Genomic DNA, 12,009 nt, shown 5'->3' on the forward strand with positions numbered 1-12,009 from the left:
GCGAACGCCGGGACCCATAACCCCAGGGAGTAGTTTTGGCGAAGATTGGTCGTTCGGGATTGGCAGCCGCGATCGATAGATCACGCGGTATGGGTCCCGGCGTTCGCCGGGACGACAGCGGATCTACACCTTCCCGTCGACCATCACCTCGATCAACTTCGTCCCCGGCCGATTGAACGCCGACGCCAGTGTCGCCTTCAGCTCTCTGGGATCGCTGACCTTGATCGCCTCGCAGCCGAGCGCCTTGGCGACGCCGGCGAAATCGACGGGCGGATCGACGAAATCCATGCCGACATAATTGTCGTCGTCATGGAAAGCGAGCAGGCGCTGCTTGATGATACGGTAGCCGCCATTGTTGGCGATGACGACGTTGAGCGGCAGCTTGTGATGCGCCGCGGTCCATAGCGACTGAATCGAATACATCGCACTGCCGTCGCCCGAGAAGCAGACGACCGGACGATCAGGATTGGCGATGCTGGCGCCGACCGAGGCCGGCAGGCCCCAGCCGATGCCGCCTGAGGCAAGGCCGTGATAGCCGTAGCGATCGCGATGCGGTCGCAGCGCCGTCACCTGGCGGCTGGAGGTGAGGCCTTCGTCGACGAGAATGGCGTTATCGGGCATCGCCTCGACCATCTGCAGCACGAGGAAGTCCGGATCAATGGGCGCGCGGCCGGCGCTCTTGCCGATCTGCTCGACCAGCGCGGCACGCCGCGCGGTCCAGTTCTTCGGCGCGATCTCGGCGAGGCGCTGCTTGGCGCGGCTCGCAAGTGTCGCGCCACCCATCTCCTTCAGCACCGGGATCAACGCGCGCAGCGTTTCCTTCAGATCCGCCTTGAGCGCGATCTCGGCGCCGTAATTCTTGGCGATCTCCCAATCGACGAGGCCGATCTGGACGATGCCGAGTCCGTCAGGCAGCGCATCGACCTCGCTATAGACAGACATCCGCAAGGGATCGCCGCCGAGCGCAATCAGGAGATCGTACGGCGCGAGCGTATCGCGCGCGACCTTCTGCACGCGTGCCAGCGTGCCGACAAAGCTCGGGCTCTCCGACAGGAAGTGCGAGCCATAGGGCGTCGAGGACTGGTAAGCCGCCGCGCCGAGCAGCTCGGCAAGTTGGGCAGCCTCCTTCAGCGCATCGCTCTTGACCACCTCGTCCATGGTGACGATGACGGGGCGCTCCGCCCTCAGCAGCCGCGCGGCAAAGGCCGTGAGCGCTTCGTCCGACGGCCTTGTCCGCGCGTCGATGCGGGTGGAGCGACCGAGATCGATCCCCGCTTCGCTGTTCAGGATGTCGCCGGGCAGTGAGATGAACACCGGACCGGTCGGCGGCGTCGTTGCAATCTTGGCGGCACGGCGCACGATGCGCGGCAAATCCTCCAGCCGCGTCACCTCCACCGCCCATTTCACCAGCGGTTCGGCCATCCGCACCAGCGGCCCATACAGCACCGGCTCCATCAGGCCGTGCCCCTGCTCCTGCTGGCCGGCCGTGAGGATCATCGGCGTGCCCGTGAACTGGGCGTTGTAGAGCGAGCCCATCGCGTTGCCGAGGCCGGGCGCGACATGAACATTGCAGGCGACGAGTTTTCCGGAGGCGCGGCTATAGCCATCGGCGGTCGCCACCACCAGGCTCTCCTGCATCGCCATCACATAGGTGAGGTCGGGATGGTCCTTCAGCGCATGCATGATCGGCAGCTCGGTGGTGCCGGGATTGCCGAACAGATGCGTGACGCCCTCGTCCTTGAGCAGCGCGAGAAAGGCGGAGCGGCCGGTGATCTTGTTCTTCATGTTTCCTCCAGGGAGCGGACGTTGCCGTAAGGACGGCGGCATGATGGCCGAAGTCGCGGGAGGCGCGCAAGGAAGCGTGCTCATGGCTGCGTTGCGTGGAAGCCCCGCTCTCGTGTCCCGGACGCGACGCGGCGAAGCGTTGCGGCGCAGAGCCGGGACCCAGTTGCTCACCGCATTCTCCGCTGCATGGGCCCCGGCTCGGCGGCGCGGCACTTCGTGCCGCACCGCGTCCGGGGCATGAGAGTGGAGCTAAATTTCCTCCCGGCCCAGCTCGAACGGGTCCTCGCCGCCCGCGCGCTTCTTCTTTTTCGAGCGCTGGCAGACCACGCCCGGAAAGCCCTTGAGCGGCACCAGCGGCTCGCCGGTATAGGCCCATTCCTGCAGCTCCTCGATCGCGATGTGATAGAGCGGCTGGCGGCCGGTGCGCTCCCTGAAGAGCGCACGCGGGATGTTGACCATGTGCGGACCACGCGGTCGTTCATAGGCAATCGGCGTGCCGCATTGCGAGCAGAAGCTGCGCGTGGTCCTGGTGGCCTTGTCCTCGTAGCGCGTGAGCGCCGTCTTGCCCGACGTAATGCGAAACCGCTTCTTCCAGCTTCCGACATAGGTCGCATAGGCCGCGCCATGGGCGCGGCGGCTGGCGGCGGAGTGATCGTGCCAGGCCCAGCGCGCGGGGACATCGATCTCGAAGGTGACCTTGCCGCAGAGGCATTGGCCGGTGGCGATCCCTGCGGCGGCTGCGGCTTTGGCCATGGACGTCTTTCCGTTGTCATTGCAGACAATACGATCGTCATTCCGGGGCGCGACAAAGTCGCGAGCCCGGAATCCATCAGGCGGCTTGTTCAGACGGAGAGATGGATTCCGGGTTCGATGCTACGCATCGCCCCGGAATGACAGCCGAACTACGCCGGCGTCAGCTCGTCATAAACAGGATAATCCGTGTACCCCTTCTCCTCGCCGCCATAGAACGTCGCACGATTGTACGGCGTGATCGGGTAGTCGTGCTGCAGGCGGCGCGGCAGATCGGGATTGGAGATGAAGATGCGGCCGAAGGCGATGATGTCGGCATGGCCGTCGGCGATCGCCGCATTCGCAGTCTCGCCGGTGAAGCCGCCGGCGGTCATCAGCACGCCGCTGTAGAGCGGACGAAACAGCAGCATCGCCGACGGCACATTCTGCCAGTTGACCTCGGCGCGACCCGAGCCGCTCGATCGCGGCTCGATGAAGTGCAGATAGGCGAGGCCGAGCTTGTCGAGCGCCTTCACCACGTGGGTGTATAGCGGCATCGGATCGGGCTCGCCGGAATCGTTGGCGATGCCATGCGGCGACAGCCGCACGGCGACGCGGTTCGCACCCCAAACGTCGATCGCGGCCTGCGTCACCTCGAGCAGCAGCCGGGCGCGGTTCTCGATCGATCCACCATATTGATCGGTGCGCTGGTTGCTGCGTGATTGCAGGAATTGCTCGAGCAGATAGCCGTTGGCACCGTGGATCTCGACACCGTCGAAACCGGCCGCGAGCGCATTCTTCGCGCCTTGCCTGAAGGCCTCGACGATACCCTTGACTTCCCCGGTCTCCAGCGCGCGCGGCGTCTCATAGTCCGAGATCTTGCCGTCGGCCGTCATCGCCTTCATGCCTTCCGCCTTGATCGGGATCGCCGAGGCCGAAACCGGCAGCTCGCCGCCGTGGAAGGAGGAATGCGAGACGCGGCCGACATGCCAGAGCTGGAGGAAGATGATGCCGCCCTTGGCGTGCACGGCATCGACCACCTTGCGCCAGCCGGCGATCTGCGCCTCCGAATAGATGCCGGGCGTCGCCGGATTGCCGCGGCCGTGCGAGAGCACCGGCGAGGCCTCGGCGATGAGCAGGCCGCCCGGCGTCGCACGCTGGCCGTAATATTCGGCGTTGAGCGGGCGCGGTGAAAAGCTCTCGCGCTCGGCCCGCATGCGTGTCAGCGGTGCCATCGCGACGCGATGCGCAAGCTTGTACGGACCGACCTGCAACGGTCTAAACAACGCCTCGAATTTCATGCTGACCCCGAGTTTCTTTGGAAGGATGCGGATCATATCGCGAGGGGCGGCACCCGGAAAAGGCGCCGCCCCCATAAAAGCAGATATTCCCTCCCGCGGAAGGGGAGAGAACAAGTGCTAGGCCGTCTTGATCCAGACGGACTTCACGTTGAGATATTCCTCGACATGCTGCTTGCCGGACTCGCGGCCATAGCCGCTCATCTTGTAGCCGCCGAAGGGCACGGCCGGGTCCATCGCCTGGTAGCAGTTCACCCACACCGAGCCGGCGCGCAGCGACTTTGCAACCGCATGCGCCTTGCTGACGTCGCGCGTCCACAGGCCCGAACCGAGGCCGAAGGTGGTGTTGTTGGCGCGCTTGACCAGCTCGTCCATGTCCTTGAATGCGATCGCGGAGATGACGGGGCCAAAAATCTCCTCCTGCGCGATGCGCATGTTGTCCTGAACGCCCGCGAACACGGTCGGCGAGACGAAGAAGCCCTTCGACAGCGCGCCCTCGGTGACGCGGCCGCCGCCGGCGAGCGCCCTCGCGCCTTCCTTCTGGCCGATATCGAGATAGCCGGTGACGCGCTCGAGCTGCTGCTCTGACACCAGCGGGCCGATCTGCACATTGGGATCGAGACCGTTGCCGACCTGCAGCTTCTTGCCGAACTCGGCGACGCGGCCGACGAACTCCTCGTAGATCGACTGCTCGACGAACAGGCGCGTGCCGGCGCTGCAGATCTGGCCCGAATTGGCGAACACCGCCATCGCCGCGCCGGGCACGGCGGCATCGAGATCGGCATCCGCAAACACGATGTCCGGCGACTTGCCGCCGAGCTCGAGCGAGACACGCTTGAGGTTGCCGGCGGAGGCGCGGATGATCGACTGCCCCGTGACGTGCGAGCCGGTGAAGGCGACCTTGTCGACGTCATGATGCGAGGCGAGCGCGGCGCCCGCGGTCTCGCCATAGCCGGGCACGACGTTGACGACGCCGGGCGGAATGCCGGCCTCCATCGCCAGCTCGGCGATGCGCAGCGAGGTCAGCGGCGCCTCTTCGGCGGGCTTGAGCACCACGGTGCAGCCGGTCGCGATCGCCGGGCCGATCTTCCAGATCGTCGCGGTGAGCGGGCCGTTCCAGGGAATGATGGCGCCGACAACGCCGATCGGCTCCTTCAGCGTGTAGGAGAAAATCTCGCCGGGCAGCGAGTTCTCGATGGTCTCGCCGTGGATCGCCGTGGTCTGACCGGCGTAATAACGCAGCATGCCGACGGCGCGCAGGCGATAGGCGCGGGTGCGGCTGAGAGGCGCACCCATGTCGAGGGTGTCGAGCTGCGACAATTCGTCGAAATTCTTCTCGACGAGGTCGGCAAGCTTGAGCAGCAGATTCTGCCGCTCGAACGGTTTCACCTTGCTCCAGGGCCCCTCGAAGGCGCGGCGGGCGGCGGCAACCGCACGATCGATGTCTTCCTTGTCGCCCTCGGCGACGGTTGCGAGCAATTCGCCGGTGGCAGGATTATGAGTCTCGAAGCGCTTGCCTGAGGCTGCATCAACCCACTTCCCGTCGATCAGCATCTGCTTGTAGGACCCATTCGCGAACGGATGGCGCGTGATCGGAATAGCCTGCGACACAGCCATGGCTGCACTCCCTGTCAGGTGATTGATTGGTTCGATCTGGGCGGGATCGTTAGGGTGAAGGATACAGCCGTGCCGGAAAGGCGTAAAGGCAGCGCTGAACGAAGACCTCCCATGCCAACTTGTGCAGGGTCGGACTGCTGCCATGTTATAGCTCGATGAAGAGTCCTCCCCGGAGATGATCCATGCCCCATCCCGCCATCGTCAAAGACAATGTCGCCGTGATTACAGGTGGCGCATCCGGAATCGGATTTGCCGCCGCCGCGGCCTTCGCGCGCGCGGGCATGAAGGTGTGTATCGCGGACGTGGACCGCGAACGTCTGGCGGACGCCGCAACAAGACTCTCATCCGTCACGTCTGCCACAAACGTGATGACCTTCGCCGTCGATGTCAGCAGCGCGGAGAGCGTGAGGGAACTGGAACGCGCCGTGGCCGCGCAGTTCGGCGGAACGGACCTGCTCATGAACAATGCCGGCATCCAGCCGGGCAGCACGCTGTTCGGCGAACCCGACAATTGGCAGCGCGTCATCGCCGTCAACATGTGGGGCATCATCAACGGCTCGCGCATCTTCGCGCCCAACATGATCGCACGCGGCAGGTGCGGCCTCATCATCAACACGGGCTCGAAGCAGGGCATCACCACGCCGCCGGGCGATCCCGCCTACAATGTCTCCAAGGCCGGCGTGAAGGCATTTACCGAAGCGCTCCAGCACGAGCTGCGCAACACGAGAGACTGTCGCGTCACGGCACATTTGCTGATCCCCGGCTTCGTCTTCACGGGCCTCACCGCGAAAGGACGCACCGAGAAGCCGGCCAGCGCCTGGACGCCGGAGCAGACGGTCGATTTCATGCTGGCGCGGCTGGAGATGGGCGATTTCTACATCCTGTGCCCGGACAACGACGTGCCGCGCGCGCTCGACGAGAAGCGCATGCAATGGGCCGCCGGCGACATCGTCGAGAACCGGCCGCCGCTGTCGCGCTGGCACCCGGATTACGCGGATGCGTTCACGAGGTTCGTGGAGGGGAAGTAACTGTCAGACCCTCATGGTGAGGAGCGCGCCCTTGCGCGCGAGGCGGACGATGCTGCGCATCGCCGCGAGAACCATGCAGGCGCGGCTGCAGCAGCCCGGCCTCGATCCTTCGAGACGCCCGCTTTCAGCGGGCTCCTCAGGATGAGGGTTGGAGTGTTCGCGGCGCGGCAGTTCGCGCAACCGCCCTACAGCGTCTCTTGCTGGTGCCCGCAATTCTTGCAAGCGAACTTGACCCGGGTCTGGCCTTTCTCCGCCTGGACCCGGTTCGGCGCGCCGCACTTGCCGCAGACGGCCTCGATGCGGGTCGCGCCCTGCTTGACGACGATGGTCTTCTTTTCCATCGATTCGCGGATCAGGCGCTCGGCCTCCTCACGCAGCGATTGTTTCGACAAAGCTCGTCTCCGCCTCTGGAAAGCGCGAGAGCCATATCGCACCTGCGTTCGAAGTACAATGCGAGATGCGGACCGCGAGGCACGATCAAGACGTCATTCCGGGTGGCCCCGGACGCGAGAGCCGCGGCGCGTCGCTCCGCGGCTCTCCTGCTCGTCGTCCGATTGGCGCAAGGCACATTTTTCAAGCCGCCTTGGAAACCTCCATCAGCAAACGCTCGGCCTTGGCATCCTCGATGCGGTTCACCAGCCGGCTGCTCTCGTGATTGTCGCGCACGGTCTTGGTCAGGGTGATGCAGGTCTGGATCAGCATGACGATGCCCATGGTGAGATAGCCCTTCATCCAGAGGTCGATCGGCAGGAAGAAGATGCCGATGGCGACGAGGAACGCGGAGGCTGCGAAGGACGCGTAAGTGAAGGTCACCCAGGCGCTGCTATGGGGTTGGCCGTTCTGGTTCATGACGGTCTCCTGTTGGTTCGAATGATGATGGGATTGGGGATCAGGCAGTCGGCGCGCGCTTGGACTTCAACCGGACCAGCACGTCGTCCGCAGTCGTCTTCAACCGTGGGCCAAAACCCTGCTCGGCTAATCTCTCGGCGGTGGCGAGCGGACCGGTGGCCGCGTCGAGCTCGACCAGCGCATCATCGGCGGCCTGGGTTTCCATCTGCCGTTCGCGCAGGCGCCGCAGGGTGCTCTCCGCCTCCGGCAGCGTGGATTCGTAAGGGCGTGCCGCCTCGATGCCGCTGCGCCGAAGCGAGCGTACCGCCTCCGAGGCTCGAGCGACGCGGCGGCCGCGATCGAGCTCGGTGATGCGGGCCTGCGCGGTCGCGACGTGCCGCTTCAACCGGGCGATCTCGGTCGCGAACAAGGCGCGGGCCGTCATTGCCGCATCGCGGTCGGCCTCCAAGCCTGCGATGGCTTCGGCAGCGTCCCTGGCGAGATCCTCGCGGCCGCCGTCGAGCGCCGCAACCGCGCGCGTCTCGAGATCGGCAATGCGGGCGATCGTCGCCTCGAGCTTGCGGCCTTCCTGCTGATCCTGCGCGATCGCCAGCGCCAGCGTCCGCTTGCTGCGCTCGACGGCCGCGGCCGCATCGCGCATCTGCTGGTCGAGAATGAGGAGGGCCGTGCGGTCCTCCAGCTCTTCGCCCGCGGCGGCCACGCTGCCGCGGAAAAGTGTCACGACGGTCTTGAACATCTGTTGCTCCCTGTTATGAGCGTTGCTCACAGATACTTTGTAGCAACAACCTTGAACATTGTTCAAGGGAATTTTGAGCAACGCTCAAGAATTTGACCGATGCATGTCTAAAGCCTTGGAACGTCGAGAGAAACTTCGATCCGCGCTCATTCAGGCGGCGGAACGGATGATTACGAATCGTGGATTGTCAGGGCTGAAAACTCGCGATCTCGCCCGCGAGATCGGCTGCGCCAATGGTGCAGTCTATAATCTCGTGGCCGATATGGATGAGCTGATCCTGCGTGTGGGGTCGCGCACGCTGCTCCGGCTCGACGAGGCGCTGAGCGTGGCGGAAGGCGCGGGCGCCCCCTCGCCGCAGGAGACCCTGGTCCGCATCGCCATCGCCTATTGCGATTTCGCGGCGGAAAATCTCCAGCTCTGGCGCGCGCTGTTCGAGCACCGCATGGAGGCCGACAAGGTCGTCCCCGACTGGTCCGTCGACGACCAGATGCGGCTGTTCCGCCACATCTACCAGCCGCTGGCCGCGCTGTTTCCAAAGCGCGGCCCGGAGGAGCTCGGCATCACCGCACGCAGCCTGTTCTCGGCGGCCCATGGCATGGTGGCGCTGGGGTTGGAGCAGAAGCTGGTCGCCGTGCCACTGCCGGCGCTGCGCAAGGAAATCGCTGGCCTCGTGCGCGCGATGATTGACGGACTGATCGCGCGGGCAGCATAGGGCCGCGCAGCAGCGGGATCATAGAGATCTCGCCGGCACCAACGAACGTGCATATGCGCTCCGCTTCACTCCTTCGCGCAGCACCGGATCTGAATCTCGGCGAGAGCTAGGAACGAACATTCCGAGGGTCGGTTGACGCGCATAGTTTCCCTCAGAGCGCGAGCCTTCCCATGTATCACCACGTCAAGAAACTGATGTTCACCGTGCGTGTCGACGAACCCGATCCCCGCTTCGGCAATATGCTGCTGGAGCAGTTCGGCGGCGCCAACGGGGAACTCGCGGCAGCGATGCAATATTCGATTCAAGGTTTGAATTGCGAGGACCCCGACCGCAAGGATCTCCTGATGGATATCGGCACCGAAGAGCTCAGCCATCTCGAAGTCGTCGGCTGTCTCGCGCGGATGCATCTTGCGCCTTCGAAGAATGACCGCCAGGCGGCGGAAGCCGATCCGCTGATTGCGATCGCCGGCGGCGGCGGCGTCAACCTGTTCAATTCGCAAGGCAATCCCTGGACCGCCGACTATCTCAAGATCACCGGCGAGCTCGACGTCGATCTCCGCAGCAACATCGCCGCCGAGGCGCGCGCCAAGATCGTCTATGAACGGCTGATCAATTTCTGCGACGACGCCGGCAGCAAGGACGCGCTCCAGTTCCTGATGACGCGGGAGATCACTCATATGAAGGCGTTCGCGCGAGCGCTCGAAAGCCTGTCGAAGCCGGCCTTCAGCGTCGGCAGGCTCGCGCCGACGCCCGGCCTCGTGAACCAGTACTTCAACGACTCCACCGGCAGCGGTGACCACGGCGAAATCGACACCCGCGGTCCCTGGAACGAGGGCGAGGATTGGGTGTTCACGGAATCGCCTGCGCTGCAGTCCGCCGATCCCGGCGCCGGCACGCCGATCGTCACGGAAAGCTCACCGCCCGTCGACGAAGCCGGCCTGACCGATCTCCTGCTCCATGAACTGCGCGACATTCTCCATGCCGAGAAGCAGTTGACCAAGGCGCTTCCCAAGATGGCGCAGGCCGCCCGCTTCGACCAGCTGCGGGAATTATTCGAGCAGCATCTGACCGAGACCGAGAATCAGATCGAGCGCATCAACGAGTGCTTCGAGCTGCTCGGCGAGAACGCACGCGCCAAGCCCTGCAAGGGCATGATGGGCCTCATCGAGGAAGGCCAGGAGGTCATGAAGGAAGGCGAGGAAAAGGAGGACGCGGCCGCCGACCTCGCACTGATTTCTGCGGCTCAACGCGTCGAACATTACGAGATGTCCGGCTACACCACCGCGCGCAACCTGGCGCAGCAGCTCCGGCATAGCGCAGTGGTCGCCCTGCTCTCCAAATCCCTCGCCGAAGAAGAAAACGCCGATCTCCTGCTCAATCAGGTCGCGCGATCGCTGATGTCGGTTGCGAAGATGCCTGCCGCACTGGAGCAGGCCGAATAGGAAGCGCCTGGCGCGCGCAGACGCACCGAATGAAACCGCCTCGCGCCGTCGCGCGGGGCGGCCGGCCACGGACACGGTACGATCATTCGTGCCGGTGGCACACACCTTGCCTCTCGATGCCGGACAATTGCCGGACAGGAGGCACCCATGAGCAGTTCACCCTTCCATATGAGCCGCCGCAGCGTGCTGCTCGGCGGCGTGGGTGCCGCCGGCATCAGTGCCGTCGCCCCTCCCTTCGCCTGGGCGCAGGGCCGGAGCGAAACGCTGCTGGTGGTGCAGGAGCTGGGTCCGAACTCGCTGGACATGCAGGGCGTCGGCTCCAACCAGACCGTGAACGGGCTATCGTGGAATTGCTACGACCGCCTGCTCTCCTACGCCTCCAAGACGCTGCCGGACGGAACGCTGTCGTATGATCGCGAGAGGCTCGCGCCCGAACTCGCCGAGAGCTGGGAGGTCGCGGCCGACGGCATGTCCTGCACCTTCCGCCTCCGAAAAGATGCGAAGTTCCACGACGGGTCGCCGGTCACGGCCAAGGACGTCAAATGGTCGTTCGACCGCGCGGTGAAGGTCGGCGGCTTCCCGACCTTCCAGATGTCCGCCGGATCGCTGGAAAAGCCCGAGCAGTTCGTGGTCGTCGACGACCACACCTTCCGCATCGACTATGTCCGCAAGGACAAGATGCTGCTGTTCAACGTCGCCGTCGTGGTGCCGTTCATCATCAATTCCGAGCTGGCGAAGAAAAATGCGACGGCCGAAGACCCGTGGGCGCTGGCGTGGCTGAAGAACAACGAGGCCGGCGGCGGCGCCTACAGGATCGAGAGCTGGAAGCCCGGCAGCGAGACCGTGCTGGCACGCTTCGACGACTGGAAGAGCGGACCGTTGCCGAAGATCAGGCGCGTGATCGCACGCGACGTCCCCTCCGGCGGGACCCGCCGCGCCATGCTGGAGCGAGGCGATGCGGACTTGTCGAGCGGCTTTGCGCCGCGGGATTTCGACCAGCTCATCAGGGAAGGCAAGGTCAAGGTGTCGGGCGTGCCGATCCCCAATGCGCTCTGGTACGTTGCTCTGAACACCGCAAAGCCGCCGTTCGACAACGTCAAGCTGCGCCAGGCCATCGCCTGGGCGATGCCATATGAGCAGATCCAGAGCAGCGCGTTCTTCGGCCGTGCCGTTCCCATGTACGGCGGCGCCGCCGACATTTCAAAGCCGGTCTGGCCGCAGCCGTTTCCCTATGTCACCGATCTCGACAAGGCCAACGCGTTGATGAAGGAAGCCGGCTTCGCCTCCGGCGTGGAGACGACCTTGTCACTCGACACAGGCACCGCGACCGTCGGCGAACCGACGGCGATCCTTATCCAGGAGAGCCTCGCCAAGATCGGCATCAAGGCGGCAATCGAAAAGATCCCCGGCGCGAACTGGCGGACGACGCTGAACAAGAAGGAGCTGCCGCTCGCGCTCAACCGCTTCAGCGGCTGGCTGGATTATCCCGAATATTACTTCTACTGGAATTTCCACGGCAACAACTCGATCTTCAACATCTCCTCCTACCAGAACAAGGAGATGGACGTGCTCATCGACAAGGCCCGCTTCACCGCTGATACGGCCGAGTACGACCAGGCCGTGAAGGATTTCATTGCGCTCTGCATCCGCGACGTCCCGGTCGTTCCGCTCAACCAGCCGATCCACGACGTCGCCATGCAGAAGGCCGTCACCGGCTACGAATTCTGGTTTCACCGGGAGCCGGACTACCGTCAGTATGCGAAAGGCTAAACCGCGATACGATCAGGACGAATCGTCATCGCGCTTTGGCTTT

Annotated in this window: 11 protein-coding genes; 4 read left to right on the forward strand and 7 right to left on the reverse strand. The window is 64.5% G+C overall.

The window, feature by feature from the left end; translation table 11 throughout:
- Positions 1 to 123 precede the first annotated feature (123 nt).
- The 4 genes from GDN70_RS33865 to GDN70_RS33880 form a co-directional block, all read right to left on the reverse strand.
- On the reverse strand, positions 124 to 1,785 hold the full coding sequence (locus GDN70_RS33865) for a thiamine pyrophosphate-binding protein (RefSeq protein WP_152103605.1): 1,662 nt from the start codon (positions 1,783 to 1,785) through the stop codon (positions 124 to 126).
- Between the two features lie 249 nt (positions 1,786 to 2,034).
- Positions 2,035 to 2,538 carry a GFA family protein gene (locus tag GDN70_RS33870; RefSeq protein ID WP_152103606.1) on the reverse strand — a complete coding sequence of 168 codons (504 nt, stop codon included), beginning with the start codon at positions 2,536 to 2,538 and terminating at the stop codon, positions 2,035 to 2,037.
- A gap of 149 nt (positions 2,539 to 2,687) precedes the next feature.
- Complete coding sequence (locus tag GDN70_RS33875; protein ID WP_028140037.1) at positions 2,688 to 3,815, reverse strand: alkene reductase; 1,128 nt, start codon at positions 3,813 to 3,815, stop codon at positions 2,688 to 2,690.
- Between the two features lie 117 nt (positions 3,816 to 3,932).
- The gene (locus GDN70_RS33880; RefSeq protein WP_152103607.1) at positions 3,933 to 5,429 is read right to left on the reverse strand and encodes an aldehyde dehydrogenase family protein; all 1,497 of its coding nucleotides are present in this window, start codon (positions 5,427 to 5,429) and stop codon (positions 3,933 to 3,935) included.
- Positions 5,430 to 5,611: 182 nt separating this feature from the next.
- Between GDN70_RS33880 and GDN70_RS33885 the strand changes: the two genes are divergently transcribed.
- On the forward strand, positions 5,612 to 6,457 hold the full coding sequence (locus GDN70_RS33885; RefSeq protein ID WP_152103608.1) for an SDR family NAD(P)-dependent oxidoreductase: 846 nt from the start codon (positions 5,612 to 5,614) through the stop codon (positions 6,455 to 6,457).
- Between the two features lie 185 nt (positions 6,458 to 6,642).
- Here the strand turns inward: GDN70_RS33885 and GDN70_RS33890 are convergent, their stop codons facing one another.
- The 3 genes from GDN70_RS33890 to GDN70_RS33900 form a co-directional block, all read right to left on the reverse strand.
- Entirely contained in the window at positions 6,643 to 6,849 is a 207-nt protein-coding gene (locus GDN70_RS33890; RefSeq protein ID WP_008145196.1) for a hypothetical protein, read from the reverse strand.
- A gap of 181 nt (positions 6,850 to 7,030) precedes the next feature.
- Positions 7,031 to 7,306 (reverse strand): YiaA/YiaB family inner membrane protein, encoded by a 276-nt coding sequence (locus GDN70_RS33895; RefSeq protein ID WP_014491840.1) that lies wholly within the window; start codon positions 7,304 to 7,306, stop codon positions 7,031 to 7,033.
- Positions 7,307 to 7,346: 40 nt separating this feature from the next.
- Positions 7,347 to 8,042, reverse strand: a complete 696-nt coding sequence (locus tag GDN70_RS33900; RefSeq protein ID WP_104464877.1) for a PspA/IM30 family protein — start codon at positions 8,040 to 8,042, stop codon at positions 7,347 to 7,349.
- Between the two features lie 103 nt (positions 8,043 to 8,145).
- Here GDN70_RS33900 and GDN70_RS33905 point away from each other — a divergent pair, with 103 nt between their 5' ends.
- The 3 genes from GDN70_RS33905 to GDN70_RS33915 all read left to right on the forward strand — a co-directional run bounded on the left by GDN70_RS33905 (position 8,146) and on the right by GDN70_RS33915 (position 11,966).
- Complete coding sequence (locus GDN70_RS33905) at positions 8,146 to 8,754, forward strand: TetR/AcrR family transcriptional regulator (RefSeq protein WP_152103769.1); 609 nt, start codon at positions 8,146 to 8,148, stop codon at positions 8,752 to 8,754.
- A 170-nt stretch (positions 8,755 to 8,924) separates the two neighbouring features.
- Positions 8,925 to 10,196: a DUF892 family protein gene (locus GDN70_RS33910; RefSeq protein ID WP_028140032.1), complete on the forward strand. Its 1,272-nt coding sequence runs from the start codon at positions 8,925 to 8,927 to the stop codon at positions 10,194 to 10,196.
- Positions 10,197 to 10,343: 147 nt separating this feature from the next.
- Positions 10,344 to 11,966, forward strand: a complete 1,623-nt coding sequence (locus tag GDN70_RS33915) for an ABC transporter substrate-binding protein (protein WP_152103609.1) — start codon at positions 10,344 to 10,346, stop codon at positions 11,964 to 11,966.
- The last annotated feature ends 43 nt before the right edge of the window (positions 11,967 to 12,009 follow it).

Source organism: Bradyrhizobium sp. TM102 (assembly GCF_009176685.1).
Lineage (GTDB): Bacteria > Pseudomonadota > Alphaproteobacteria > Rhizobiales > Xanthobacteraceae > Bradyrhizobium > Bradyrhizobium ottawaense.

Coding starts and splice junctions, on each gene's coding strand:
- GDN70_RS33865 (WP_152103605.1), bottom strand. CDS start 1,785: ATGAAGAACAAGATCACCGGCCGCTCCGCCTTTCTCGCGCTGCTCAAG.
- GDN70_RS33880 (WP_152103607.1), bottom strand. CDS start 5,429: ATGGCTGTGTCGCAGGCTATTCCGATCACGCGCCATCCGTTCGCGAAT.
- GDN70_RS33895 (WP_014491840.1), bottom strand. CDS start 7,306: ATGAACCAGAACGGCCAACCCCATAGCAGCGCCTGGGTGACCTTCACT.
- GDN70_RS33915 (WP_152103609.1), top strand. CDS start 10,344: ATGAGCAGTTCACCCTTCCATATGAGCCGCCGCAGCGTGCTGCTCGGC.
- GDN70_RS33870 (WP_152103606.1), bottom strand. CDS start 2,538: ATGGCCAAAGCCGCAGCCGCCGCAGGGATCGCCACCGGCCAATGCCTC.
- GDN70_RS33900 (WP_104464877.1), bottom strand. CDS start 8,042: ATGTTCAAGACCGTCGTGACACTTTTCCGCGGCAGCGTGGCCGCCGCG.
- GDN70_RS33875 (WP_028140037.1), bottom strand. CDS start 3,815: ATGAAATTCGAGGCGTTGTTTAGACCGTTGCAGGTCGGTCCGTACAAG.
- GDN70_RS33905 (WP_152103769.1), top strand. CDS start 8,146: ATGTCTAAAGCCTTGGAACGTCGAGAGAAACTTCGATCCGCGCTCATT.
- GDN70_RS33885 (WP_152103608.1), top strand. CDS start 5,612: ATGCCCCATCCCGCCATCGTCAAAGACAATGTCGCCGTGATTACAGGT.
- GDN70_RS33910 (WP_028140032.1), top strand. CDS start 8,925: ATGTATCACCACGTCAAGAAACTGATGTTCACCGTGCGTGTCGACGAA.